The 26,481-nt window shown below is 69.1% G+C and carries 26 protein-coding genes; 19 read left to right on the forward strand and 7 right to left on the reverse strand.

Translation table 11 applies throughout. The features are described from left to right. Position 1: 1 nt before the first annotated feature. Entirely contained in the window at positions 2-703 is a 702-nt protein-coding gene (locus tag LC041_RS12835) for a Pr6Pr family membrane protein (RefSeq protein WP_226533478.1), read from the reverse strand. Positions 704-752: 49 nt separating this feature from the next. Further along, complete coding sequence (locus LC041_RS12840; protein ID WP_226533479.1) at positions 753-1,685, reverse strand: DMT family transporter; 933 nt, start codon at positions 1,683-1,685, stop codon at positions 753-755. Positions 1,686-1,925: 240 nt separating this feature from the next. Between LC041_RS12840 and LC041_RS12845 the strand changes: the two genes are divergently transcribed. The 10 genes from LC041_RS12845 (at position 1,926) to LC041_RS12890 (ending at position 11,991) form a co-directional block, all read left to right on the forward strand. After that, entirely contained in the window at positions 1,926-3,212 is a 1,287-nt protein-coding gene (locus LC041_RS12845; protein ID WP_226533480.1) for an adenylosuccinate synthase, read from the forward strand. Positions 3,213-3,221: 9 nt separating this feature from the next. Next, the gene (locus LC041_RS12850; protein ID WP_226533481.1) at positions 3,222-4,388 is read left to right on the forward strand and encodes a lactonase family protein; all 1,167 of its coding nucleotides are present in this window, start codon (positions 3,222-3,224) and stop codon (positions 4,386-4,388) included. A gap of 161 nt (positions 4,389-4,549) precedes the next feature. Then, on the forward strand, positions 4,550-5,947 hold the full coding sequence (locus LC041_RS12855) for an MFS transporter (protein ID WP_374197676.1): 1,398 nt from the start codon (positions 4,550-4,552) through the stop codon (positions 5,945-5,947). Positions 5,948-6,101: 154 nt separating this feature from the next. Continuing rightward, positions 6,102-6,683: a biotin transporter BioY gene (locus tag LC041_RS12860; protein WP_226533482.1), complete on the forward strand. Its 582-nt coding sequence runs from the start codon at positions 6,102-6,104 to the stop codon at positions 6,681-6,683. A gap of 107 nt (positions 6,684-6,790) precedes the next feature. After that, positions 6,791-8,227, forward strand: coding sequence for a dihydrolipoyl dehydrogenase family protein (locus LC041_RS12865; protein WP_226533483.1), 1,437 nt, complete (start codon positions 6,791-6,793; stop codon positions 8,225-8,227). 147 nt (positions 8,228-8,374) lie between these two features. Next, a complete protein-coding gene (locus LC041_RS12870) occupies positions 8,375-8,677 on the forward strand; it encodes a DUF427 domain-containing protein (RefSeq protein WP_061015819.1) in 303 nt (100 codons plus the stop codon). 59 nt (positions 8,678-8,736) lie between these two features. Next, positions 8,737-9,609, forward strand: a complete 873-nt coding sequence (locus LC041_RS12875) for an ABC transporter ATP-binding protein (protein ID WP_226533484.1) — start codon at positions 8,737-8,739, stop codon at positions 9,607-9,609. Next, the gene (locus LC041_RS12880) at positions 9,606-10,289 is read left to right on the forward strand and encodes an ABC transporter permease (RefSeq protein ID WP_226533485.1); all 684 of its coding nucleotides are present in this window, start codon (positions 9,606-9,608) and stop codon (positions 10,287-10,289) included. The genes LC041_RS12875 and LC041_RS12880 overlap by 4 nt, the downstream gene beginning before the upstream one ends. After that, positions 10,286-11,011, forward strand: a complete 726-nt coding sequence (locus LC041_RS12885) for an ABC transporter permease (RefSeq protein ID WP_226533486.1) — start codon at positions 10,286-10,288, stop codon at positions 11,009-11,011. Before LC041_RS12880 ends, LC041_RS12885 begins: the two co-directional genes overlap by 4 nt. Before the next feature lie 65 nt (positions 11,012-11,076). Beyond that, positions 11,077-11,991 (forward strand): ABC transporter substrate-binding protein, encoded by a 915-nt coding sequence (locus LC041_RS12890; protein WP_226533487.1) that lies wholly within the window; start codon positions 11,077-11,079, stop codon positions 11,989-11,991. A 60-nt stretch (positions 11,992-12,051) separates the two neighbouring features. Here the strand turns inward: LC041_RS12890 and LC041_RS12895 are convergent, their stop codons facing one another. Then, positions 12,052-13,272: an AI-2E family transporter gene (locus LC041_RS12895; RefSeq protein ID WP_226533488.1), complete on the reverse strand. Its 1,221-nt coding sequence runs from the start codon at positions 13,270-13,272 to the stop codon at positions 12,052-12,054. Between the two features lie 62 nt (positions 13,273-13,334). Here LC041_RS12895 and LC041_RS12900 point away from each other — a divergent pair, with 62 nt between their 5' ends. Next, entirely contained in the window at positions 13,335-13,634 is a 300-nt protein-coding gene (locus LC041_RS12900; protein WP_226533489.1) for a chorismate mutase, read from the forward strand. Positions 13,635-13,797: 163 nt separating this feature from the next. After that, the gene (locus tag LC041_RS12905) at positions 13,798-14,964 is read left to right on the forward strand and encodes an ROK family protein (RefSeq protein WP_226533490.1); all 1,167 of its coding nucleotides are present in this window, start codon (positions 13,798-13,800) and stop codon (positions 14,962-14,964) included. A 142-nt stretch (positions 14,965-15,106) separates the two neighbouring features. Here the strand turns inward: LC041_RS12905 and LC041_RS12910 are convergent, their stop codons facing one another. Genes LC041_RS12910 through LC041_RS12920 form a run of 3 tightly spaced genes read right to left on the reverse strand, consistent with a single transcriptional unit; the run spans position 15,107 to position 18,277 of the window. Then, positions 15,107-16,027, reverse strand: coding sequence for a carbohydrate ABC transporter permease (locus LC041_RS12910; RefSeq protein WP_226533491.1), 921 nt, complete (start codon positions 16,025-16,027; stop codon positions 15,107-15,109). Positions 16,028-16,029: 2 nt separating this feature from the next. Further along, on the reverse strand, positions 16,030-17,001 hold the full coding sequence (locus tag LC041_RS12915; protein ID WP_226533492.1) for a carbohydrate ABC transporter permease: 972 nt from the start codon (positions 16,999-17,001) through the stop codon (positions 16,030-16,032). A gap of 31 nt (positions 17,002-17,032) precedes the next feature. Further along, entirely contained in the window at positions 17,033-18,277 is a 1,245-nt protein-coding gene (locus tag LC041_RS12920; protein ID WP_226533493.1) for an extracellular solute-binding protein, read from the reverse strand. Between the two features lie 323 nt (positions 18,278-18,600). On the opposite strand from LC041_RS12920, the gene LC041_RS12925 reads away from it, so the two are divergent. From LC041_RS12925 to LC041_RS12955, 7 genes are read left to right on the forward strand one after another with little or no spacing between them, the layout of a single operon-like run. Then, positions 18,601-19,497 carry an SIS domain-containing protein gene (locus LC041_RS12925; protein ID WP_226533494.1) on the forward strand — a complete coding sequence of 299 codons (897 nt, stop codon included), beginning with the start codon at positions 18,601-18,603 and terminating at the stop codon, positions 19,495-19,497. A gap of 21 nt (positions 19,498-19,518) precedes the next feature. After that, positions 19,519-20,511 carry an ROK family protein gene (locus LC041_RS12930; protein ID WP_226533495.1) on the forward strand — a complete coding sequence of 331 codons (993 nt, stop codon included), beginning with the start codon at positions 19,519-19,521 and terminating at the stop codon, positions 20,509-20,511. Continuing rightward, positions 20,508-21,452, forward strand: a complete 945-nt coding sequence (locus LC041_RS12935; RefSeq protein ID WP_226533496.1) for a 1-phosphofructokinase family hexose kinase — start codon at positions 20,508-20,510, stop codon at positions 21,450-21,452. Before LC041_RS12930 ends, LC041_RS12935 begins: the two co-directional genes overlap by 4 nt. Beyond that, a complete protein-coding gene (locus LC041_RS12940; RefSeq protein WP_226533497.1) occupies positions 21,449-22,303 on the forward strand; it encodes a class II fructose-bisphosphate aldolase in 855 nt (284 codons plus the stop codon). Before LC041_RS12935 ends, LC041_RS12940 begins: the two co-directional genes overlap by 4 nt. Then, positions 22,303-23,079 carry a DeoR/GlpR family DNA-binding transcription regulator gene (locus LC041_RS12945; protein WP_226533498.1) on the forward strand — a complete coding sequence of 259 codons (777 nt, stop codon included), beginning with the start codon at positions 22,303-22,305 and terminating at the stop codon, positions 23,077-23,079. The genes LC041_RS12940 and LC041_RS12945 overlap by 1 nt, the downstream gene beginning before the upstream one ends. A gap of 35 nt (positions 23,080-23,114) precedes the next feature. Further along, entirely contained in the window at positions 23,115-23,351 is a 237-nt protein-coding gene (locus tag LC041_RS12950; RefSeq protein WP_226533499.1) for a hypothetical protein, read from the forward strand. Beyond that, positions 23,348-23,695 (forward strand): type II toxin-antitoxin system PemK/MazF family toxin, encoded by a 348-nt coding sequence (locus tag LC041_RS12955; protein ID WP_226533500.1) that lies wholly within the window; start codon positions 23,348-23,350, stop codon positions 23,693-23,695. The genes LC041_RS12950 and LC041_RS12955 overlap by 4 nt, the downstream gene beginning before the upstream one ends. 261 nt (positions 23,696-23,956) lie before the next feature. On the opposite strand, the gene LC041_RS12960 is transcribed toward LC041_RS12955, so the two are convergent. Then, positions 23,957-26,407, reverse strand: a complete 2,451-nt coding sequence (locus LC041_RS12960; protein WP_226533501.1) for a CHAT domain-containing protein — start codon at positions 26,405-26,407, stop codon at positions 23,957-23,959. Positions 26,408-26,481 lie beyond the last annotated feature (74 nt).

The raw sequence follows: 26,481 nt of genomic DNA on the forward strand, positions 1-26,481 counted from the left end.
ATCAGGAGTCGATCGGGGTGGTGCCGCGGCGCCTGCCGATCCAGACGACGCCGGCGGCCACGGCGAGGATCGCGATCGCGATGCCGACGATGTAGGCGGAGACCCCGAGGTAGCCGCCCGGGACGGTGTGGGGGTTCAGGAACGGATACGGGTACCAGTACGGCTGCCCGGTCGCCGGCGAGATCACCAGGTTCGCGCGGATCATCGTGTAAGCCACCCACACGAGGGGGAAGACGGCCGTGACCGCCACGGCGCTCCAGCCCAGAGCACGTCGTCGCGGCGCGAAGAGTAGGTCGAGGAGCATGATCAGCGGCACGATCACATGCAGTACCTCGTTGGACCAGGGGACCGTCGCCCCCTGCGGCAGCTCGATCCCGCGGAGCAGCGTGTTGTAGACGATACCCGTGACGATGGCGTAGGTGCTCGCGCAGACCAGCGTCAGAGCGAGCCAGCGCGGTTCGGAGCTCGTGGTCTTCCGGGCGAGGACGCCCCAGAGGCCGCCGGCAACGAGCGCGACGGCCGCGAGGACGTTCGAGAGGATCGTGAAGAAGCTGAAGAAGTTCACGATCACCGTGGGGAGGTGAGACCCCCACTCGGTCTCCGAGGTGACAGCGATCTCGAGTGTCCGCACCAGTTGGGCGACGATGGCGGCCACCGCGAGAACGGATGCCGCGAGTCGCGCGTAGGGCCACCAGGTCGTCATTTCGCCTCCCGTCCGCAACTGTAGTCATCCATCCGGAAGGTTGGCGGCATCAGGTGCGGCGTCGCCACCGCAGCCGTGTGATGAGGACGCCGAGCAGGCAGAGTGCTCCACCGAGGAACATCAGCGGCGTCGGCACCTCGCCGAGAATCGCCCAGGACATCAGGATCGCGATCGCCGGTACGACGTAGGTGGTGGCGGAGGTCTGCCCCGCGGTGCTGCGCTGCAGGACATAGGCCCAGGTGGTGAAGGCGACCGCCGTGGGGAAGATGCCGAGGTAGACGACCCACAGCGTCGCGTCCGGCGGTGCGGTCTGCAGCGAGTCGATGAGGCTGCCGACCCAGGGCAGCAGCGCGATCGTGCCCACGCCCGCACCGAGCCAGGTCAGGGTGGTCGGATCGACGCCGGAGGTGAGCAGGCGCTTCTGCACGAGCGTGCACCCGGCGTACATGACGGCGGCGAGGAGGGCGAGCAGCAGGCCGGTGATGTCGGGGCCGGCGCTGGTGGTGGAGTTCATGCCGATCAGCACCACCCCGAGGAACGCGATCGGGGCGCCGATGATGAGGGGCTTCGGGAAGCCTTCGCGCAGGAAGAGTCCGCTGAAGACGACGACCATGAGCGGTGCGAGGTTCACCACCATCGCGGCCGTCCCCGCATCGAGCGTCAGCTCGGCGCTGTTGAGGGCCAGGTTGTAGACGCAGAACCAGCCGACGCCCCACACCGCCACGAGGAGCCAGTGGCGACGGGCGGGGATGCGGATCCCGTGCCGCACGGCGATGATCGTCAGGACGACGGTGCCCACGGCCATCCGCAGCAGCGCCAGAGCGCCCGGGTCGTAGTGCGGGCCCGCACCACGGATGCCGATGAACGCCGAGGCCCACAGCACCACCGTCACCAGCGCGGCGACGAGCACGAGCACGCCCTGACGCTTCGGCGCCTCGGTGCTCATGCGGATACCGGACTCGCCGGATGCTGCTCGTGACATCCCTCGATCCTGGCAGGGGCTTCCGACACCCGACGAGCCGCCGGAGCGACACGCTCCGCACGTTTTCGGCCACCGCCTCCCCCCCGCCCCTGCAGAGCGCGATATGTCACCTCCAGACGCCTCCGGAGGTGACATATCGCACTCGGAGGGCGGGCCGAAACCCTCCCGATAGGATGGGACCGCCCGAAGAGGGCCAGCTCATCGGCCGGTGCAAACCCGGCGAAAGCCAGGGGGTTACCCATGCCAGGAATCGTTATCGTCGGCGTGCAGTGGGGCGACGAAGGAAAGGGCAAGGCCACCGATCTGCTCGGTGAGCGCACCGACTGGGTGGTGAAGTTCAACGGCGGGAACAACGCCGGGCACACGGTCGTCGTGGGAGACGAGAAGTACGCACTGCACCTGCTGCCCTCCGGCATCCTCTCTCCTGGCGTGACTCCCGTGATCGGCAACGGCGTCGTCGTCGACCTCGAGGTCCTGTTCTTCGAGCTGGAGGCGCTCGCCGCCCGCGGCATCGACGTCTCGCGTCTCAAGGTCAGCGCCAACGCGCACATCATCACGCAGTACCACCGCACGCTCGACAAGGTCACCGAGCGCTTCCTCGGCAAGCGCATGATCGGCACGACCGGTCGGGGCATCGGTCCCGCCTACGCCGACAAGATCAACCGCGTCGGCATCCGGATCCAGGACATCTTCGACGAGAACATCCTGCGCCAGAAGGTCGAAGGCGCTCTGGATCAGAAGAACCACCTGCTGGTGAAGATCTTCAACCGTCGCGCGATCACCGCCGACGAGGTCGTCGAGGACCTGCTGTCGTACGCCGATCGCCTGCGCCCCATGGTCGCCGACACCGGCTACCTGATCGCGGAAGCTCTCGATCGTGGCGAAGTCGTCGTGTTCGAAGGCGGTCAGGCGACGATGCTCGACATCGACCACGGCACCTACCCGTTCGTGACGTCGTCGTCGGCGACCGCGGGTGGAGCGGCGACCGGTGCGGGCGTCGGCCCCGGTGCGCTCGACCGCATCGTCGGCATCGTCAAGGCGTACACGACCCGCGTCGGATCGGGCCCCTTCCCGACGGAGCTCTTCGACGAGCAGGGCGACTGGCTGCGCAAGCAGGGCTTCGAGTTCGGCACCACGACCGGCCGTCCGCGTCGGGTCGGCTGGTACGACGCGCCCATCACCCGGTACGCGACGCGCATCAACGGCATCACCGACCTCGTGCTCACCAAGCTCGACATCCTGACCGGGCTCGACAAGATCCCGGTGTGCGTCGCCTATGACGTCGACGGCGAGCGGTTCGACGAGGTTCCCGTCAACCAGACCGACTTCCACCACGCGAAGCCGATCCTGGAGTACTTCCCTGGCTGGAACGAGGACATCTCCGTCGCCCGCACCTTCGAGGACCTGCCGCAGAACGCGCAGGACTACGTGCTGGCGCTTGAGAAGATGAGCAACACCCGCATCTCGGTGATCGGTGTCGGCCCCGAGCGCGACCAGGTCATCGTCCGCCACGACCTGCTCGACTGATCCCTCTCGATGACACGCTTCTGGCTCGGCGGCTACGGCCCCGGCATGGGTGGCTCCGCCGACGGCATCGGCCTGCTCGCGGGGGATGAAGGCCGGGAGGCCAGCACGCTCGCGTACCGAGGCGCGGTCGCGGAGGTTCCTTCGCCGTCATGGCTGGCGCAGCATCCGACGCTCGACGTCGTCTACGCGGCGCTCGAAGGGGATGCCGCCGTGCAGGCGTACGTCCGTACGGGGGACGGTGCCCTCGCCCCGATGGGCGCACCGGCGGCGGTCGGCCAGTACGTGTGTCACGTCGCGGTCGCCCCGAACGGCTCCGCCCTGGTCGCCAGCTGCTACGGGGACGGGCGCGTGGTGCGGCTCGGCCTCGATGCGGACGGGCGGATCGTGCCCGCACGGCCGGATGCGGCGGCGGAACTCCGCGCGGCGCTGTTCGGGGAGCTCACGGATCCCGCCGACACGCCAGATGTCGGACGCCCTGGAGCCTTCCGTCCGACATCTGGCGTGTCGGCCTCCGCAGTGCCGCCCACACCCGGTGACGGCATCGCTGCGGTCGACCCGTACGGGGTGGGCGGTGACCGGGTCTCGCACGCGCATGCCGCCGTGTTCCTTCCCGACGGTCGCATCGCCTCGACGGACCTCGGGTTCGACCTCGTGCGGTTCTGGAGGCAGAGCGGCAGCGGGCTCGCGCTCGACCACGAGGTCGTGCTCCCGCTCGGCACGGGCCCGCGGCACATGGTGCTGCACCCCAGCGGGCACCTGCACGTGGTGACCGAGTACTCGTGCGAGGTGTTCACGCTCGCCGAGGCGTCCGATCGCACGTGGAGTGTCGTCTCCTCGACACTGTCGAGCCCGATCGCCCAGGTGGGGACGGACTTCCCCGCCGAGCTCGCCCGCACGCGCGACGGCCACTTCCTCTACACGGCCCTGCGCGGAAGCAACACGATCGCGGCGCTGCGTGTGCGTGGCGGCGGTGAGGCTCTGGAGTCCGTGGCGCTCGCCGAGGCGGGCGTCGACTGGCCGCGCCACCACCTGGTGCACGAGGGCAAACTGCTGGTCGCGGGGCAGCGTTCCGACACCATCACCCTGCTCGACCTCGACGAGCGCACGGGCGCGCCCCTCGGCATCCGCCATGAGGCGCAGGTCCCGACGCCGACGCACTTCCTGCCGGTGCGCTGATCCGCGGCCCGACGTCTGGCCCGACTGCGGACCATCTGTCGGGAGGATGCACGGATGCCGGGAACACGCCGCGTCCGCGCCCGACATCCGTTCGGGCTCCCGACAGGTGGTCGGCACGTCCGCTTGACCTCAAGATAACTTGAGGTTCTAGCGTCGTCTTCATGACTTCGGAGACCGAGCAGGTGTCGACGCCGGCCGCGGCCGCACCGCGCATCATGAGCAGCGACTACCTGTGGATCACGATCGGCGCCTGTGCGCTCGTGTTCCTGGGGGCGTTCGAATCCCTGGCGGTCACCACCGTGATGCCGACCGTGAGCGCCGAGCTCGGCGGAGAACGGCTGTACGCGCTCGCGTTCGCCGGACCCCTTGCCACCGGGGTCATCGGCATGGTGATCGCCGGGAACTGGGCCGACCGTCGAGGACCGGTGGCTCCGCTGTACACCGCGGTCGCCATGTTCGTCGTGGGACTGCTCATCTCGGGTCTTGCGCCGACCATGGAGGTTCTGGTGGCCGGACGGTTCGCTCAGGGGCTCGGCAGCGGCGGCCTGATGGTGGCGCTGTACGTCGTGGTGGCTCGCGTCTACCCGCAGGAGCTCCATCCGGCGATCTTCGCAGGCTTCGCGGCGGCCTGGGTCATCCCCTCGCTGATCGGTCCGACGATCGCGGGTGCCGTGACCGAGATCTGGAGCTGGCACTGGGTCTTCCTCGGCGTGGTCATCCTGGTGCTGGTGGCACTGCTGATGGTCGTGCCCGCACTTCGCACCCTGGCGAACCACGGCGATGCGACGACTCCCTGGGCGTTCGGGCGACTCGGATGGTCGGTGCTCGCGGCGGTGGCCGTGCTGGCGCTGAATCTGGTCGGCGACATCCCCGGTTACGGTCCGGCTCTCGCCGTCCTTGCCGTGGTGGTCGCCCTCATAGCCGTGCGGCCGTTGGTCCCGCGCGGGACGCTTCGGGCGCGCCGCGGACTGCCGTCTGTCATCCTCGTCCGCGGGGTCGCGGCCGCCGCGTTCTTCGGGGCGCAGGTCTACCTGCCCTACCTGCTCACTGATCGGTACAACCTGTCGCCGACAGTGGCGGGGCTCTCTCTGACCGGCGGTGCGCTCGCCTGGTCTCTCGCCGCGACCGTCCAGGGGCGGCTGGGCGCACGCCTCTCGAGCGTGACGGCCGTGAGGATCGGGACGGGTCTCGTGTTCGCCGGCATCGTGCTGACCGTCGCGACCGCGGGACTCCGCGGGGACGCCCTGCTGGTCGCGGTGGCGTGGGTCTTGGCGGGGATGGGAATGGGGCTCATGAGTCCGCGCACCAGCGCCCTCACGCTCGCGATGTCCACGCCGGAGAATCAGGGCTTCAACAGCGGCGCGATGACGGTCGCCGACTCGTTCGGAAGCGCCATGGCCCTGGCTGTCACGGGAACGTTGTTCACCGCGCTCGCGGACACCGACCCGTTCCTCGGGGTGTTCGTGCTGGCTGCGGTCGTCGCCTTCGCCGCGGCGATCCTCTCGTCGAGGATCCGTGTCGATGGCGTCACGGAAGCACGAGAACAGGAGGTCGTATGAGTCCGAACGCGGCGAAGGCTGATGAGAGGTGCGCGTTCGCGATGCCGAGGCCGAGCCTACCGATGACACCAGGTCGGGTGATTTGCGCGCGTAGAGGTGCGTCCGTACCCTGGTGAACGGTGTTCAGGTGAACACCGTTCAGGAAGGATGAGCGATGACCGCCTCGACCCGTGACTCCAGTGCGACCCTCGGCCGGGTGGCCGTGTTCGCCGCTCTCATCATCGTGTTGGGCACGGTCGTCGTGCCGCTGCCCGGCGGCGTTCCCATCACCGGGCAGACGCTCGGTGTCATGCTCGCGGGGCTCGTGCTCGGTCCGCGAGTCGCGCCCTGGTCGATCGCTCTCGTGCTGGCGCTCGCCGCTGTCGGACTCCCGGTGCTCGCGGGGGGACGCGGCGGCCTGGGCGTCTTCGTCGGTCCGACCGTGGGCTACCTGATCGGCTGGATCGCGGGGGTCGTGGTGATCGGGCTGCTCATGCGCACCGGACGGTTCGCCTTGTGGCGCTGCGCGGCGGCTGCGCTGGTCGGCGGGGTGCTCGTCGTCTACGCATTCGGCATCCCGGTCCAGGCGCTCGTGACGGGGGTTCCGCTCGACCTCACCGCCCTGTCGAGCCTGGCCTTCCTCCCGGGTGACCTCGTCAAAGTGACCGCGGCCACCCTGATCGTCGTCACCCTGCGCCGCGCCTATCCCCGCGCCTTCGCCGACGTCCGCCGGGGACGGGAACTCGCGACGGCCTGAGCTTTCACCCCTCCTCCGCCACGCCGGAGGGAACAACTCACCCGTGACTCGGCGTTGGTCTTGAGCGAGACTGGGCGACGGAACCGGCCGACGGAGAGGTGCCAGGCATGAACGCAGCGCAGAAGACCGACGAATACGACCTGATCGTGCTGGGCGGAGGTCCGGTGGGCGAGAACGTCGCCGATCGCGCCGTGCAGGGCGGACTCACCGCGATCATCGTCGAGAGTGAGCTCGTCGGAGGTGAGTGCTCCTACTGGGCGTGCATGCCGTCGAAGGCGCTGCTCCGCTCGGCACAGGCGTTGCGGGCAGCGCAGCACGTGGCGGGCGCCTCGCAGGCGGTGACCGGAAAGCTCGATGTGCGGGCGGTCTTCGAACGACGTGACTCCTTCACCAGCAACTGGTCCGATGACGGTCAGGTGAAGTGGCTCGACTCCGCCGGGGTCGATCTGGCACGCGGGCACGGTCGACTGACGGGCGAGCGGGAGGTGACCGTCACCGATGCCGACGGCACTGAGCGCGTCCTCCGTGCACGGCACGCGGTGGCGATCAGCACCGGATCAGACGCCGTCATCCCGCCCATCGACGGTCTCCGTGAGTCCGCACCCTGGACGAGTCGAGAGGCGACCAGTGCCGAGGAGCTGCCGGAGAGCCTGGCCGTGATCGGCGGAGGCGTGGTCGCGGTCGAGATGGCCACGGCATACGCGGCGCTCGGCTCGAAGGTCACCGTCATCGCCCGCAGCGGTCTGCTCGGGGGGATGGAGTCGTTCGCCGGGGAGCGCGTCGCGGCCGGCCTCAAGGAACTCGGCGTCGACGTGCGCACCGACACGGGAACGGCATCCGTGCGCCGTGGTGCAGATGGCGTGACCGTCACGCTCGACGGCGGCGAGGAGATCACCGCGACCGAGGTGCTCGCTGCGACGGGTCGTTCGCCGCGCAGTGGAGACATCGGTCTCGATGTCGTGGGCCTGGAGCCCGGCCGTTGGATCGAGACAGACGACACCCTCCGGGTCCCCGGATCCGCGTGGTTGTATGCGGTCGGCGACGTGAACGGGCGCGTGCTCCTCACCCACCAGGGCAAGTACCAGGCGAGGGCGGCGGGTGACGTCATCGTCGCCCGTGCCCAGGGCGACGACGTGGATGACGCCCCGTGGGGTCGTCACGTCGCGACGGCGGATCAGGCGGCGGTCCCGCAGGTCACCTTCTCGATCCCCGAGGTCGGCTCCGTCGGTCTGACCGAGGCGCAGGCGGTCGAGGACGGAATCGCCGCGAAGGCGATCGACTACGACCTGGGGTGGATCGCGGGGGCGAGCCTCTACGAAGACGGTTTCGAGGGGCAGGCGCGGCTCGTGATCGACACCGACCGCGATGTCGTGATCGGCGCGACCTTCGTCGGTCCCGAGGTGGCGGAGCTCGTGCACGCCGCCACCGTGGCGATCGTCGGCGAGGTGCCGATCGCCCGTCTCTGGCATGCGGTGCCGTCGTACCCGACCGTCAGCGAGATCTGGTTGCGACTCCTGGAGGGCTACGGGCGCGATTCCGCTTGAACCCGACGGTCGCGCCCGCAATCCGTTTTCGCGGGCAGGCCGAACAGATGCGGGATTGTTTCTCACATTGACGGCCCGCGCGCAACCCTCGAGCCCGATGTCCCCACCGTCTTATACGCTCGAACCCACATCCGAGGAGGCAGGACCATGAAGGCTGTACTCGCAGGAACCGTCATCGCCGAGGCCGACGAGAGCGATCTCGCCCGCATCGAAGGGAACTGGTACTTCCCGCCCGCATCCATCACACCCGGAGTCCTCGTCGAGAGCCCCACGCCCTACACCTGTCCCTGGAAGGGCGCGGCTCAGTACTACTCCGTGCAGACCGACGGCGAGCTCCACACCGACTACGCCTGGTCGTATCCGAATCCGTATCCGTCGGCCTTCGATCGCGTCGGCAAAGACTTCTCCGGATTCGTGGCGTTCGATCCGCGCGTCGAGGTCGGCCCGTAGCCCTCTGAAGAGCCAAGACCCGTCCGCTCGCACATCGATCGACCGACTGGAGACCAGCCATGATCGAGTTCCGCAACGTCACCAAACGCTTCCCCGGCGGTGCGCTCGCCGTCGATGACTTCAGCCTCGTGCTGCCGTCGCGCAAGACCACCGTGTTCGTCGGCTCGTCCGGCTGTGGCAAGACCACTCTGCTCCGCATGATCAACCGCATGGTCGAGCCCACCTCCGGCGACGTCGAGATCGATGGGGAGAGCGTGCTCGAGGGCGACCCGGTGGCCCTGCGCCGGCGCATCGGCTATGTGATGCAGAACTCCGGACTCATGCCGCACTTCACCGTCATCGACAACGTGGCCACGGTGCTGCGTCTCACCGGGGTGAAGCGAGCTGCGGCCCACGAGCGGGCGCGCGACCTGCTCGACACGGTCGGCCTCGACCAGGCGCTCGCCGACCGCTACCCGAGCCAGCTCTCCGGCGGCCAGCAGCAGCGTGTGGGCGTCGCCCGCGGACTCGCCGCCGACCCGAACATCCTGCTCATGGACGAGCCCTTCGGAGCGGTCGACCCCATCGTGCGGGCCGACCTGCAGCAGGAGACCCTGCGGTTGCAGCACGAGCTCGACAAGACCGTCGTCTTCGTCACGCACGACATCGACGAGGCGTTCCTGCTCGGCGACCAGGTCGTGATCCTCGACAAAGGTGCGCGCATCGTGCAGGTCGGCAGCCCGAGCGAGATCATCGAGAACCCGGCGGACGACTTCGTCTCGGCGTTCATCGGCGCCGATCGCGGCCGTCGCGCCCTGCACCTCAAGCAGACCCCGCGGGGCACCGTGGTGGTCGACTCGGAGGGGCGCACGCAGGGCTCGATCGTCGACGTGCCCGATGCTGTCAGCGACGCACTCCTGAGCGAGGAGAGCGTGACGAAGGGCGCTCCGTGAACTGGATCGCTGACAACGTCGGCCTCATCCTCGAGCTGACCGCCATCCACCTGCAGCAGAGTGCGATCGCGATCGTGCTCGGCTTCGTGCTGTCGGTTCCGCTCGGGTGGGTCGCCTGGCGCTACCAGCTGGTCAAGGGGCCGGTCATCGTCCTCACCGGCCTGCTCTACACGATTCCGTCGCTCGCACTCCTCATCCTCCTGCCGTCTGTCGCGGGGTATCCGGCCCGGAGCCCGATCAACCTCATCGTCGGTCTCACCATCTATGCGGTCGCGATCCTGGTGCGTGCGGTCTCGGATGGTCTCGACTCGGTCGATCCCGCCATCCGGCAGTCGGCCACCGCGATGGGCTACGGCGGGTTCCGCCGGTTCTGGACCGTCGACTTCCCGCTCGCCGGACCCGTGGTGCTCGCCGGGCTGCGTGTGGCGGCCGTCAGCACGATCTCCCTCGCCACGGTCGGCATCCTGGTGGGCGTGACGAATCTCGGCTACCTGTTCGAGAACGGCCTGCAGCGCCGTATCCTCGCCGAGGTGTTCGCCGGCGTCATCGCGGTCGTGGTGATCGCCCTGGTCATCGATCTGCTGCTCCTGCTCCTCGGCCGCGCACTGATGCCGTGGACGCGCGCCGCCAAGACGCCGTCGGCCGCACGACAGGCAGCCACACTGAGGACCGCCGCATGAACGTGTTCACCGACGCCATCGCCTGGCTCTTCTCCCCCGACCGGTGGGAGGGGCCGTATTCGTTGCCGATCCTGTTCGGCCAGCACATGTACTACACGCTGATCTCGGTGCTGATCGCCGCCATCATCGCGGTGCCGATCGGATGGCTCATCGGCCACACCGGCCGCGGCCGCGAGATCGCCGTCGCCGTCTCCGGCGCGGCCCGCGCGATCCCGTCCTTCGGACTCCTCGTGCTGCTCGTGCTGCTGCTCGGCGTGCTCCGCATCCCCGAAGCCGCGATCATCACGTTCGTCCTGCTGGCCATTCCCTCGCTCCTCGCGGGCGCCTACACCGGGCTCGAGGCCATCGACCGCCGTGTGCTCGACTCGGCGCGCGCGATGGGGATGACCGAGTGGCAGGTGTTCTGGAAGGTCGAGGTGCCCCTCGGGCTGCCCCTCCTGGTCGGCGGCATCCGCGCGGCTCTCCTGCAGGTGATCGCGACGGTCACGATCGCCGCCTACGTGAACCTCGGTGGTCTCGGCTGGCCGATCATCCAGGGCATCCCGCTGCGCAAGTTCGACCAGGTGCTCGGCGGTGCGATCCTCGTCGCCCTCCTGGCGCTGGCGGTCGACCTGATCTTCGCCCTCCTCCAGCACGCCGCCGTCCCCGCCGGGGTGCGAGCGCCGACCACGACCCGTCGGTCGCGTGCCGCCGCCGCCTCGCCCGCTCCGGCCACCGCCTGACACGTCCACAGCCCCTCACCGTCCTACAGCACCCATCCCGTTGTCCCAGAGAAGAGGAACTCCCCATGTTCACAGCACGTAAGTCACGACTCGCCCTCGCCGGTGGCGCCGCGCTCGCCGCGGTGCTCGTCCTCGGCGGCTGCGCCAGCAGCAACCCGCTCGACGCTCCGACCGATGACGCGGGCTCCGGCGGCGACACGATCGTCATCGGCTCGCAGGCGTACTACTCGAACGAGATCATCGCCGAGATCTACGCACAGGCGCTCGAAGCCGCAGACTTCGACGTCAAGCGCGAGTTCAACATCGGACAGCGCGACGCCTACATGCCCGACGTCGAGTCCGGCGCGATCGACGTGTTCCCCGAGTACACGGGCAACCTGCTCGAGTACCTCGACGACAGCGCGACCGCCACCAGCCCGGAAGACGTCTACGCCGCGCTGCAGGACGCGCTGCCCGACAGCCTGACCGCTCTCGACTACGCCGAGGCCTCGGACCAGGACACCTACACGGTGCTCAAGAGCTTCGCCGAGGAGAACGGCCTCACCTCGATCGGCGACCTCTCGAAGGTGACGACCCCGGTCACGATCGGTGCGGCACCGGAGTTCGAGCAGCGCCCGTACGGTCCCGCGGCCGCCAAGGAGGTCTACGGCGTCGACCTCGCGTTCTCGGCCACCGGCCCGACCACGCTGGAGTCGCTGCTCGCCGGCGAGATCCAGGTCGCTGACATCTACTCGGCCGACCCCGCGTTCCAGACCGAGGACATCGTCGCGCTCGAAGACCCGGAGAACATCATCCTGGCCTCGAACGTCGTGCCGATCGTCTCGAGCGATGTCGCGGACGAGGTCGCCGACGTGATCAACGCCATCAGCGCCAAGCTCACCGCCGAGGAGCTGGTCGGTCTGAACGTGCAGAGCACGGTCGACCAGAAGTCGGCGAGCGACATCGCCGAGGCCTGGCTGACCGACAACGACCTCATCTGAGTCGGATCACAGAAGCGCCCGGACCCTCAGGGGTCCGGGCGCTTCGTCGTTGCACGAGAGTCAGATGCGGGCGTCCTGTTTCGGTACCAGCACCTGCTTGATGATGATGAGGATGGAAGCGGTGACCGGCACGGCCACGAGCGCCCCGAGGAGGCCGAGCAGCGTGCCGCCGGCGAGGGCGCCGATCACCACCAAAGACCCCGGGACCGCGACCGCGCGGTTCATCACCCGCGGCGTCAGCACGTAGGCCTCGATCTGCATGTAGATGAGGTAGATCGCCGCGAAGATCAGCGCCGAGACCGGGTTGGTGAAGAGCGCGAGCCCGGTGCCGATGATCCAGAACAGCACCGAGCCGACCAGCGGGATCAGGGTGACGCAGAAGGCGATCGCGGCCATCAGCGGGGGGAACGGCAGACCCAGGATGGAGTAGAGAGTCAGGGCGAGGATCGCGTTGCAGAAGGCGAGAACCACCATCCCCATCACGTATCCACCCACCGAGTCGGTGATCTGCTCGGTGATGTCGCTCGCACGAGCGCGGTCGCGGGCCGGGGCGAGACGCAGCAGGCCCTGCTTCATGCCGGGAAGGGTCGCGAGGAAGTAGAGCGTGAGCACGAGCACGACGATGGCGCCCGAGATGCCGGTCGCGATCGACGCTCCGACGGCGAGAGCACCGCCGCCGATCGTCGCCAGGTTGCCGAAGTCGGTCAGGAACTTCTGGACCTCGGCCACGAGGTCTTGGAACTGATCACCGAACTGCGCGTCGAGTGTGGCGTAGAGGTCGCTGGTGGTGAAGTCCTGGATCATCCCGGGGACGGAGCGCACGAAACCGGCGATCTGCTCGATGACGATCGGGATGACCATCCACAGGACGAGGGCGAACACCGCGATGAGCGCGAGGATCGTGATCACCACCGCGATCGCCCGCGACAGGCCGCGGCGTTCGAGGAAGCGCACGGCGGGGTCGAGGCCGAGTGCGCCGAACAGGGCGAGCGCGATGTAGATGAGCACGGTGGACAGGCTCGTGAGGGCGAGGCCGATCACCAGCGCGCCGAGTCCGCCGAGAGTCAGGAGGAAGCCGAACACGAACGGGCGGTCGATGCGCGTCCAGAACGAGCGGCTCGGCGTCATCGGCTCGATGACCACCGGGCGCGGTGCGGCGGTCGTGGCAGGGGCCGCCGAGGGAGAGTCGGCGCTCGGTTCCGAGGTGTCCGTGCGTGAGGCTCTCCGGGCGGGCGCGATGTCATCGAGGGGAGCGGACTCGGGCGACTCTTCGTTGCTCATGTGCTCACGATAGCGGTGCCGCGGCTCCGAATCCCGGCGTTCGACGGCTCTAGAGTAGGGGCATGACCGCCGCCGAGGACCCGAAGGCCGAACTGCTCCGACTTCGCGCCACCATCGACAACATCGACGCCGCACTCATCTTCATGCTGGCCGAACGCTTCCGCGCGACCCAGCAGGTCGGACATCTGAAGGCGGAGCACGAGATGCCTGCGTCCGACCCTCACCGGGAGGAGCAGCAGGTCGCCCGCCTGCGTGCTCTCGCGGAGGAAGCGCATCTCGATCCCGAGTTCGCGGAGAAGTGGTTCAACTTCGTGGTGGCGGAGGTGATCCGTCACCACACCGAAGCGGCGGAGAGCCGCTGAGAGAGGTGCCGGACGGGCGACGGTGTGTGCAGCACTCGCCCGTCCGGAGCTTTTGTGGGATTCATCGACCAACTAAGTTCAATGAATAAACTTACGGAGAGACTACGGATCACGCCACGATCTGTCAACCGCTCGCCGCGGGCGAGCTCCGGAACGGACGCACATGCTCAGCACGGATGAGGGCCTCGACACCCAGGCGTCGGTGCGGCGCGCGAACCTCCGACGTGCGCTCCAGCTGGTGTTTCGCAACCCGGGCACCCAGACGCGCGCGGGCATCGCGAGAGCGACGGGTCTGACCGCAGCCACCGCGTCGTCCCTCGTCGCAGAGCTCATCGAGAACCGACTGATCGTCGAAGGTGAGCAGGCCGCGAGCACGGGGGGCAAGCGGGCGACCACGCTGAGCGTCGACGCGAGTCACCACGTGATCCTCGTCCTGGTGATCCAACCCCTGCACGCGCACGTCGCCCTCGTGGCGCTCGACGGCACCGAGGTCGACGTCCGTCGCGCGGACTACACCCCCGAGACCCGTGACCGCGCACTCGACGACGCCGTGGCCGCGGTGGCTGCCGAGTTCGGTCCGCGGGTGCTCGCTGCGGGGGTCCAGCTCCCCGGCACGACGGACGGGCGCTCGGTGCTCGAGAGCGTGCAGCTGAAGTGGGAAGACGTGCCACTCGCCGAGAGGTTCGAGCGCGTGCTGGGCGCGCCCGTGCTGCTCGTCAACGACGTGGATGCCGAGGCCATCGCCGAAGCCGGAATGGAGGAGTCGCCGTCCGGGTACCGGCTCTTCCTCCACCTCGGTGGGGGCGTGGGCGCTGCGGTCACCCTGAACGGCGAACTCGCGCCCGGTCCGCGCGATCGTGCCGGTGAGATCGGGCATGTGCAGGTCGTCTTCGGCGAGTCGGCGCGTGCGTGCCGGTGCGGACGGCGCGGCTGCCTCGAGTCCGCGGCAGCCCTGGGCGCCATGATCGGGGACGAGTTCACCGATGCGATGGACGCGTCCGAGATCCGTGCTCTCGCAGCCCGCGCGGACGAACGTCACCTCGACGAGGGGGCCCGCGCGCTCGCGAGGGCCGTCAAGCTCATCAGCGCCCTGCTCGACCCGACCGAGGTCGTGATCGGTGGCCCGGCGACCGAGCTCGGGCCGCGCTTCCTCGACCGGGTCCGCCGTGAGACGGAGTACCCCTCCCGCGGTACGGCGCAGGTCCCGGTCCGCTACGCGGATCCTCGGGTGTCGCTCGCGGCCGGCGCCGCTCAGGCCGCGCTCACGTCGGTGCTTGGCGTGCGCTGGAACCCCGAGCAGCTGCGCGCCGCCTCCGCGTCGAGCCGCTGAACGCCCCGCGGCGTCAGCCCGCCGCGCGGAATGAAGGAGTTCTCACGGAGTGAAGGAGTGCATGTGGATTCCGCTCCTTCACTCCGTGAGAACTCCGTCAGTCCAGGAGGACCCTTCCGCCGCGGCGACCTCGCCGGGGCTCCTACTTCACACTGCCGGCGGTCAGGCCGCCGACGAGGCGCTTCTCGATGAGCATGAACAGGATGACCACGGGCAGGATCGCGACGATCGAGACGCCGAACACGTACTGCCAGCTGGTCTCGTACTGCCCGACGAATTTGGTGAGGGCGACCGACAGCGGCTGATTCTTGTCGGTCGAGAGGATCACGAGCGAGGCGGCGAACTCGTTCCAGCAGGCGACGAACGTGAACACGATCGCCGTGACGATGCCCGGCCACACGAGCGGCAGGTTGATCTTGAAGAGCACGGTGAAGCGTCCGGCGCCGTCGATCTGGGCGGCTTCGTCGACCTCCTTGGGGATGCCCGCGAAGAAGGAGTGCATGATCCACACCGCGAACGACAGGTTGAATGCGGCGTTGATGAAGATCATCGCCGCCCAGGTGTCGCCGAGTCCGAGCACCGTGAACTGACGGAACAGGCCCGACGTCAGCACGGCGGGCTGCAGCATCTGCGTGATGATGACCAGGAAAAGGAACACCATGCGGCCCGGGAACTTGAAGCGGGCCGTGTAGTACGCCGCGGGCAGGGCGACCAGCAGCACGAGCAGCGTTGCGAACACGGCGATGATGATCGTCGAGATCAGGTTGTACGGCAGCGGCGTTTCAGGAGTGGACCACATCGTGATGTAGTTCTCCCAGTGCCACTCGGTCGGCAGGTAGGTCGGGTCGACGGAACGGATCTGCGGCTTGGTCTTCACGGAGCCGAAGAACATGATCAGATACGGCAGCACGAAGATCGCGAGCACGAGGAAGCCGGCGACGGTGCGGAGGACGACGCGGGGGAGCGTGACCTGGTCTTCGGTGTAGCGGCGCTTGCGACCAGGGATGCGCGGCGCGGGCGAGGACCCGGCGGTGGTGACGAGGGCAGTCTCGGTCACGGTCATGATCAGACCTCCTTCATGGGCTTGACGATCTTCACGTAGGCCGCGACGATCACGATGACGATGAGGAAGGCCACGACGGAGAGGGCGCTCGCGACATCCACCTTCTTCTGCAACTCGATGTACTTGAAGATCAGCGTCATGATCGTGTCGGCGCCGTAGCCGGGGATCGAACCGGTCATCACCTTCAGGATCGGCAGCGAGTTGAACACGTTGATGATGTTGATCAGCACAGCGACCGCGAGTGCGCTGCGCAGCTGCGGCAGGACGATCGACCAGTAGGTGCGCGCGGGGCCGGCTCCGTCCATCTTCGCCGCCTCGATCGCGTCGGCCGGGACCGACTGGAGCCCGGCGAGGATCGTGTAGGTCGTGAAGGGGAGCGACACGAAGATCGCGATCACGATCGACCAGAGGAACGCCGTCGTGGGGTTCTTCGTCCAGCCGTACCCGACGGCATCGTCGGAGAGCCCGATGTCGTAGAGGAACTTGTTGAAGACGCCGAAGTACGGCTCGAGGCTGTAGTAGAACACCATCGTCGTCATGACGACGGAGGCGGCCCACGGCACGATGACGGCCATGCGCACGAGCTGGCGTCCGGGGAAGGCCTTGTTCAGGATCTGCGCGAGTCCGAGCGAGATGACGACCGTGAACAGCACGACCGACACGACCCAGACGATCGTGCGGAAGAAGATCGGCCAGAACTCGGCGAACGTGAAGACGGTGACGAAGTTGTCGAAGCCGACGGATCCCTTGTCCAGTCCGGACAGGGAGATGTCGCGCGTCGAGTTGAAGAACATCACTCCGGCGGGGAAGAAGACCACGCCGATGATGAGGAGCAGTGCGGGGGCGATCCAGGGCAGCGCCTGGAGGAGATCCTTTCCACCCGGCCTGCCGCGGAAGGCATCCGGGGTCTTCCGGGGGCGGGGGCGGCCTGTGGCCGCCCCCGCGAGGTTCGAGGACTCTGTCTTCTGGCTCATTCGGGTACCCGAACCTCTCCGATCAGCGGGCTCAGCCCGCGTCGACCTGCGCCTGGATCTCGGTCAGCACGTCCTGTGCCGGCTTCGTCTGAAGCTGGCCGAACAGTGACTTGAACGCACCGTCGGCGGCGGACCACTGCGGGTTGGTCGACGGGTAGAACTGGGCGTCGGGCAGCACGTCGAGGAACGGCTTGAGCGCCTCCTCGCCGGAGAGCTGCTCAGCACCCGACTTGGTGACCGGAAGGAAGCCCTCGGCCTGCACCCACGGCACGTACACGTCGGCCGAGTAGTAGTAGTCGAAGAACTTGGTGATCGCGTCCTTCTTGTCGTCGTCGTTCTGGAACGCCATCAGCTGGTCCATGACGCCGAGCGTGAACGGCGAGCCGTCCTTGGTCGGGATCGGGACGATCGAGTAGTCCAGGTCGGGGTTGCCCTCGGCGATCTGACCGACCGTCGGCGGGAGGCCGACCTGCATTCCGATCTTGCCCTGGATGAAGATGTCCATCAGCGGCGAACGCTGCGTCGAGCCGGGGTCGGCCTGTGTCGCACCGGCGTCGATCATCTTCTTGATCTGCTCGGCGCCGACCAGGTTCTCCGGAGTGTCGATCGTGATCTCCGACGCATCGCCGAAGGATCCGCCGCCACCCCACAGCCAGACGGCCGCCTCGGCCTGCGCCTCTTCGGAGCCGAGCGGCATTCCGTACCCGGCGACGCCGCCGCCGAGTGCGGACACCTTGGTCGCGGCATCCAGCAGCGAGTCCCAGTCGGTGGGAGCCTCGACGCCGGCCTGGTCGAGAAGCGCATTGTTGACGAACAGGGCACGCGCCGAGGCGATCAGCGGCAGAGCGTACGCGGTGCCGTCGACCTCGGCGTTCTTCAGGAACGACTCCTGGAAGTCGGAGTAGGTCTCCTCCGAGACGACGTCCTGGACGGGGTAGAGCAGCTCATCGCCCACGAATCCGGCGAACGGACCGCCGTTGTAGATGTCCGGTGCCTCGCCGGCCTGGATCTTGGTGGAGACGACCTTCTCGAGGTTGTCCCACGACTGCACTTCGAGCTTGACCTTGATGTCGGGGTTGGCCTTCTCGAACCCGTCGATCACCGTCTCCCAGTTCGCCTTGGTGCCGTCGGAGTAGCTCGGGACGAGGAGGTCGAGAGTGGTGGATCCGTCTCCGCCTCCGCTGTCTCCGGACGATCCGCCGAACCCGCACGAAGCGAGCGAGAGCGTGGCGACGGCCGCAATGGCGGCGGCGCCGAACCGCAGTGACTTCTTCATGTGTATTGCATTCCTCACTGTGAGTGTCCCTCCCTGGCGGCGGGCCGCTTCGGGAGGGGGTGTGGTGCACAGTCGCAAGCACATCACGCGACGGTGCGTGGTGACCGCTTCGCCGGATGGCAGCGCGATCGTTCAAGCCGGGGCTCGGGGTTCTCGACATCGACGGGAATCGACGCCGAGGCGTTGGAACTTTTCCGATTATTTGTCAGGGGAACAAACAAATCAAGCAGAACCTGTAGTTGATGTTCCTATGCGCCATACTATGATCGGATCAAGCATCAAACAATCACAAGTAAGCAACTTCTCTCCAGGAAGGCACCTCGATGACTGCATCACTGCCCGGCGCCCACATGCGCGAAGAGCTCCACTCCCAGCCGCAGACCTGGGCCACGGCCGCGGATCTGAAGGCCGAGCAGGGCCTGCTTCCCGCCACCGGTGCACGCGTCGCCGTCGTCGGATGCGGCACGTCCTGGTTCATGGCGCAGTCGTATGCCGCCCTCCGTGAGACCGCAGGACACGGCGAGACCGATGCGTTCGCCGCCTCGGAAGCCTTCATCGATCGCGGGTACGACGCGGTCGTCGCCCTCACCCGTTCGGGCACGACCACCGAGGTGCTCGAGCTCGTTGAGCGCATCAAGGGGCGCATTCCCACGATCGGCGTGATCGGCGACCCGACGTCGCCTCTCGTCTCCCTCGTCGACGAGGCGATCCTGCTCCCCTTCGCGGACGAGGAGTCGGTGGTGCAGACGCGCTTCGCGACCACCGCGCTCGCGCTCTTCCGCGCCTCGCTCGGCGAAGACCTCACCGGAGCGATCGCCGACGCGACCGCCGTGCTGGCCGAACCCGGCGATGACGAGCTGCGCGACGCGGAGCAGTACACGTTCCTCGGGCGGGGGTGGACGATCGGTCTCGCCCATGAGGCGGCGCTCAAACTGCGCGAGTCGTCGCAGTCGTGGACCGAGGCGTACCCGTCGATGGACTACCGGCACGGCCCGATCGCGATCGCCGCACCCGGACGCGTGACCTGGCAGTTCGGCGCGGCCCCCGAGGGACTCTCCGCCCAGGTGGAGGCCACGGGAGCCCGTTTCGAGCAGCGTGCGATCGACCCGCTCGCCGACCTCGTGCGTCTGCACCGCACCGCTCTCGATCGTGCCGTCGCGCGGGGGCTCGACCCCGATCAGCCCCGCAACCTCACGCGATCCGTCATCCTGGATGCATGACGCACGCCGCCGGAGCCGACCATGACCCGAGCTGACGGGGCCGCAGCCGTCCCCGACGTCGAACGCGACGCCACGGGCGAGGCGCTCGCCGCCGTGCGGACGTTGGGCCCGGGAGCGCCCGTACTGGCGTTCGACGTCGGCGGCACCGACATCAAGTCGGCGCTCTTCGACGCGGACGGCTCGGCTCTCGGACTCCGTCGCACGTCCACGCCGATCGCGGACGGCGATCGCACCGAGGTGCTGCTCGCGCGTCTGGAGGTGCTCGCGGCGGAGCTGCGTGCTGCGCATCCCGACGTGGTGCCGCAGGCGGTGGGGCTCGTCGTCCCCGGGATCGTCGATGCGGAAGCCGGGCTGGGCGTGTTCGCGAGCAACCTCGGCTGGCACGATTCCCCGTTGCGCGATCTCGCGGCCGCTCGCCTCGGCATGCCCGTGGGGTTCGACCACGATGTCCGTGCGGCGAGCTGGGCAGAGCGTCGGCTCGGCGGTGCCCGCGACTACGCCGATGCGGTCGTGCTCGTGATCGGCACGGGGATCGCCGGTGCGTTGCTGATCGGAGGGGTCCCCCACACCGCCGGCGGATACGCGGGCGAGATCGGCCATTCGCCGATCGCCGACGGCCCGATCTGCGCCTGCGGCGCGCGCGGATGTCTGGAGGCCGTCGCCTCCGCCGGGGCGATCGCCCGACGCTACCGTGAAGCGACCGGCGTCGCGCCCGACGGTGCGAAGGACGTGATCGCCCGAGCCGCGGCCGGAGACGAGGTCGCGGCGGAGATCTGGGACTCGGCGCTCGATGCGCTGACGATGTCGCTCGCGCAGCTCACCGCCGTGGTCGCCCCCGAGGCCGTGGTCATCGGCGGCGGGCTCTCCCGTGCCGGTGGGGCCCTGTTCGACGAGTTGCGCACCCGCCTGGCCGCACGTCTCAGCTTCCACCGCCTCCCCGTCCTCGTCCCCGCCGAGCTCTCCGGGAACGCCGGTCTGCTCGGCGCCGGTCTGCGCGCCCGGGAGCTCACGTGATCCTGACCGTCACCCCCAATCCCGCCCTCGATCTCACCTGGCGGGTCGACCGCCTGGTCGAGGGCGGCACGCACCGTGCGGATGCCGGTGCGGCCCGCGCGGGAGGCAAGGGGCTCAATGTGGCGCGTGTGGCGCACGCCGAGGGGGCGTCCGTCGTCGCCGTCACCACGGCCGGCGGCCGGGTCGGCGAGGAGTTCGCGGCCGAACTCGACGCCAGCGGCGTGCCGCACGTCCTCGTTCCCGTCATCGCCGAGACCCGGCGCAGCATCGCCGTGGTCGATGAGTCGCTCGGCGACACCACGATCATCAACGAGCGCGGCAGCAACCCCGCCGACCCCGAGTGGGCCGCCCTGCTCGCGGAGGTCGTCGAACGGCTGCCCGGAACGCGGGTGCTGGTCGTCTCCGGGAGTGTGCCGCCCGGAGCTCCGGAGTCCCTGCTGCCCATGCTCATCGGGGTGGGGAGGGATGCCGGGGTGCCGGTCATCGTCGACACGTCCGGACCCGCGCTCCTGCGGGCCGCGGATGCCGGCGCCACCGTGCTCAAGCCCAACGCGGCAGAACTCGTCGAGGCCACCGGGATCACGGACCCTGTGGCCGGAGCGCGGTCGCTGATCGCCCGCGGCACCGAGCTCGTGCTGCTCTCGCTCGGCGCGGCGGGGATGCTCGCCGTCACGGCATCCGCGCTCGTGCATGCGCGCCTCGACGCACCTCTCGCCGGCAACCCGACCGGGGCCGGTGACGCAGGGGTCGCCGCCTGCGCTGTGCTGTACGCCGAGGGCGTGCGCGATCCCGAGCAGATCCTGCGCCGCGCCACCGCGTGGTCCGCCGCCGCCGTGCTGACACCTCTCGCCGGGGACATCTCGCCCCGCTGGACCGAGCTCGAGCAGCAGCTCCTCCTCTCGCATCCCGACCCCGCATCCTTCCGGAAGGACCCTTCGTGACCCTCGTCTCCGCTCGCGACCTCGTCTCCGCGGCAGCCGCCGCCGGGACCGGCATCGGCGCCTTCAACGTGATCCACCTCGAGACGGCCGAGGGACTGGTGCGCGCCGCCGCGCTCGCTCAGCTGCCCGTCATCCTGCAGATCTCGCAGAACTGCGCCGACTACCACGGAGGGCTCGAGCCGATCGCGCTGGCCACGCTCGCGGTGGCGCGGCGCGTCGAGACCCCCGTGGCGGTGCACCTCGACCACGCCGAGCGACCTGAGCTGGTGGACGAAGCCATCGCGCTGGGCTTCGGGTCGGTCATGTTCGACGGCGGTGCGCTGCCCTACGACGACAACGTTGCGCTGACAGCCGCGGTCGCCGCTCGCGCCCATGCGGCCGGAGTGTACGTCGAAGGCGAGCTCGGCGAGGTGGGCGGCAAGGACGGTGCGCATGCTCCGGGAGTGCGCACGGATCCCGACGAGGCGCGGGCGTTCGTCGCGGCGACCGGGGTGGACGCGCTCGCCGTCGCGGTGGGGTCTTCGCATGCGATGACCGATCGCACGGCCTCGCTGGATCTCGACCTGATCGGCCGGCTGCACGAGGCACTGGCCGTCCCTCTGGTGCTCCACGGATCGTCCGGAGTCGCGGATGCCGTGATCGCCGACGCCGTGCGCGCGGGGATGACCAAGATCAACGTGTCCACGCACCTGAACGGGTTCTTCACCCGCGCCGTGCGCGAGAAGCTGGCCGCGGATGCGCGGCTGGTCGATTCGCGCAAGTACCTCGCCCCCGCCCGCGACGCGCTCGCGGACGAGGCCGCGCGCATGCTTCGGCTGTTCGCGCTGCAGCCCGCCGGCGCGGTGGCGTGATGAAGCGCGCCGCCCGGCTGAACGCGATCCTCGATCTCCTCGCCGCGAGCGGAGAGGTCACGGTCGATGAGCTCGTGGAGCGGTTCGGCGCGTCGTCGGCCACGACCCGACGCGACCTCGACTCTCTCGCCGAGCAGCGCCTGCTCACCCGCACGCACGGCGGCGCCGTGGCGCAGACCGTCGCCTACGAGCTGCCCATCCGCTACAAGAGCCACCTGCGCACGCACGAGAAGGCCAGCATCGCGCAGGCCGCCGCCGGTCTCGTCGCGCCCGGCATGGTCGTCGGGCTCTCGGGTGGCACCACCACGACGGCCATCGCCGCCGCACTCGCCGCCCGCGACGAGCTGTCGGGGAACGGGGGCATCACGGTCGTCACGAACGCCGTGAACATCGCCGCCCAGCTGGCCACGCGGCCCGACATCAAGGTGGTCGTGACCGGAGGGGTGATCCATTCACGCAGCTACGAACTCGTCGGGCCGTTCGTCGAGCAGCTGCTTCGGGGGGTGCGCCTCGATATCGCGTTCATCGGCGTGAACGGGATGGACGCCGTCGCCGGTGCGACCACGCAGGACGAGCGCGAGGCCGCGGTGAACCGGATGATGGCCGAGCGTGCACGCCGCGCGGTCGTGGTGACCGATGGCAGCAAGCTGGGTGTCGAGGCCTTCTCGAGCATCGGCGGCGTCGACCTCTTCCCGACCGTGATCACGGATGCCGGTGCCGATGCCGAAGTGCTCGCGGGCCTGCGAGCCGCCGGGTACGCGGTGCTCGTCGCCTGAGGCTGCGGTTCCCAGCGGGCCGGTATACTCAAAGTATGACAACGACCATCAAGGTGAACGATGACCTCCGCGACCGGTTGAAGGAGCAGGCGGCACGTGACGGTCTCACTCTCGGAGCGCATCTCGCTCACCTTGCCGACGCAGAGGATCGTCGTTGGAGATTGCAGTCGTTGAAGCGAGCGATCGAACGGACGGCGACGGCGGAGACGGAATCGCATGCCGCAGAGGCTGCCGAATGGGAGCGGGCCGACCTGACCGACGCGACCGCATGAGTTCCTCCTCAGCGCTCGCACCGGGACGAGTCGCCTGGGCCGCACTCGAACCAGTGCGAGGGAGGGAGCAGGGGGGACATCGTCCCGTTCTCGTCGTGGCCTCGGCCGGATATCTGGATGCCGTGACCACGCTGGCCATCGTGCTGCCGATCACGACGACCGACCGAGGCTGGCCGAATCACGTCGTCGTGGAGGGGCCGAGCGGACTCGATCGTCCGTCGTGGATCATGACCGAGCAGCCTCGCACGCTTTCGCGTGATCGCCTCACCGGGACGGCAGGTGAGGTCACGGAGGAATGCCTGGCGTCGGTGCGCGCCTGGCTGGGGGACTTTCTCGACCTCTGAGCAAAGCTGCCTGAACCCCGGACATCCCGAGGGCCCCGACGTCCCCAGATCGTCGAGGCCCCTTGAGGGTGTCGCGGCGGCGTGCCGCGTCATCCTCGAGTAGATGGTGTCCGTGTCGTGATTCGCGCTCCCCAGCGCGCGTGATTCCCCAGATCCGACTGCGCCTCCCTCGCGCCTCTCCCTTCGAGGCCCTTCGCATGGCACCTTCCGAAGAACAGGAGCACGCGGCATCCGTTCTGATACACCGATTTGAGAAAAAGGTCAGAATCCGTCGCCGTGGCACTGGAACGGGGCGGTGTGGCCGGTGTCGAGGGCGGCCCGCCTGAGGGCGTCCGCGGGTGCAGCGCCGGCGGAAAGGCCGGTGTGGAGGGCACTGAGCAGTTCACCGGCGACCTCATCCGGGACCGCCACCGGAGCGGCGATGACGCAGTCGGCCCCCGCATGCAGCCAGACGCGGGTCATGCCCAACGCCTCTTCGCCCCAGCGCACCGAGGAACGGCCGAGCTCGCACGCCGACAGGATCACCGTCGCGGGGACACGGGGGATCAGGTCGACGTCGTAGCCGAAGAGGGCGCCGTCGGCGAGCTCGAAACCCGAGAACAGCGGATTGTCCACCGCGTGCTTGCCGTGCGCCGCGATGTGCAGCACGTCGGTGTGCGCAGCGAGTTCGGTGACGGCTGCGACCGTCGCTTCCGTTCCCTCCAGGATGTCCGGCATCAGGTCTGCGCCGCGCCAGGCTGCGGCGGCCCGGGCCACCTCGTCTCCCGCCCGAGCGACCCGTGGGCCGCTGGCGAACCCGATCGACGTCGGAGGCGAGCCGACACGGACGCGCCCGCCCAGCAGGCGGGACACCGAGGTCGCGAGCGTGAACGGCACGCCGATCATGCCCGGCAGCATCGCCCAGGGCACCCCGGCGAGAGCGCCCGGTGCGGTGATCGCCAGTCGATCCGCCGGAGGAGCGGCCCGGAGCAAGGGCGCGAGCAACTCCGCATCGAGGAGGGCCAGCCGAGACGCGAGAACCCGCTCCGTCACCGCCCCCATCCGTCCGCCGCGAGTCAGGGCGGCCATGTCGAGGTCGGCGCGGAGGCCGTCGAGCGCCGTACTCACGCGACTCCAGGAGAGGTCGACGACGGTGGCTCCGGAGGATGCCACGACGATCCCGTGGAGTGCGGAGCCCGTGAACACGTACGACAGCACCGCGGTTCCCGGGGCGAGTCGCGCCGTCGCCTCCGCGAGGCCGAGTCGTTCGCGGGTGCCACCGGGCCCGGTCGTGGCCCACTGGCGCTCTCGCATCCGGTCGCGAAGGGCCTGCACCCGGGCATCCCTCGTCCAGTCGGCACCCGCGAGCTCGGCGCGCAGCATCCGCAGCTCTGCCAGATCCACGGCGAGGGATTCGTCATGCGGAGGTCGGACGGGAGCGACTTGCTGGCTGAGATGTCGTGCGCGCTCCGACCACTCGAACAGGATCTCCGGATCCTTCTGGCGTGCTGCGGCCGAGAGCCCCGCGAACATCAGATCGCTGCCGTGCATGGCGACCGATGCCTGCAGGTCGAGCGCACCGAACGACTGCTGCCAGGTGGTGAGGAGGTCGAGTCCGGCCGCGGCAGCACGCAGCGCCTCCCGGTCGCGTCCGGCCGAGGCAGCGCGGGCGGCGCGCACCTCCTGGGCGCGCAGGCGGAGGGGGGTCGGAGCGTTCTCGTCGAGCCGGGGCAGGCGTCCGCGACCGTCTCGCCGCGCGCTCAGCCGCAGACCGGTCGCCTCGGTGCGGAATCCCCAATGGTCGAGAGCTCTCGCGACGCGGTCGAACTCCTCCGCGTCGATCGCGCGATGCGGTCTGGCGCGCTGCCCTGCCTCCAGTCGCACGGCGTCAGCGCGGGCCGCCCACCCGTGGTTGCCGAGCGCCGCGAAGCGCCGGGACGCCGTCCGAGCCGCTCGTTCCGCGGCGGCGGGGTCATGGCGCAGGAGCGACCGGGCGAGGTGGAACTCGGCCTCGCCTCGGGTCTGCCTCATCCGCTGCGCCCCGAACTCGGCGGCGACCTGGCCGAGCAGCGTCTCCGCCTCGGTGGTGAGTCCCGCATCGCGGAGCACCTCGGCGCGGTCGAGGTCGCTGATCGCCGCGGCGAGGTCGCTGATCGCGGCGAGCTTCGGACGCGAACGGGTCATCAGCGTGAGGGCGGTGACCAGGTCGCCGCCGAGGAGTGCCGCGTAGCCGAGGTTGTGCCGTGCCTCGGCGAGCGGACCCTCGTCGTCGTTCGCCTCGTACACCACGATCGCGCGACGCAGATCCTCGATGCAGGCCTCGAGCTCTCGCTGCTGCATCCGCACCACCGAGCGGTTCATCAGGCAGTTCGCGAGCTCGGTCGTCTCGTCGCCGATCGCCGTGAGCGTGTCGATCGCTCGGGTGAGCATGGCTTCCGCGTCGGTCAGGCTTCCGCCGTGCATGAGGAGCGTGCCGCGCTGGCCGCTGAGGACGGCGATCGTCTCGGGACGCAGCCCTGAGCGGCCGAGCGCCTCCCGGCACAGCTGCTCGGCCGCGGCGGGCTGCCCCTTCTGGGCGAGGACGTAGGCGATCGTGCCGTCGATCCGTGCGCGCAGGTCGGGGTCGTCGGTGCGCGCCGCGGCGGTGTCCAGCGCGCGCCGCGCCTGGGTGAACCTCCTCGCGTTCGCCGCCTCGACGCCGCGACGGTGCAACTCGGTGGCGGACAGGGGCATCCCCCCAGGATGCCGTGCCCGCGGTCATCCCGCTACGGAGGTCGGGAGAGCTGGCCGCACATCTGTCCCAGATG

Source organism: Microbacterium paraoxydans (genome assembly GCF_020524545.1).
GTDB classification, from domain to species: Bacteria; Actinomycetota; Actinomycetes; order Actinomycetales; family Microbacteriaceae; genus Microbacterium; species Microbacterium paraoxydans_C.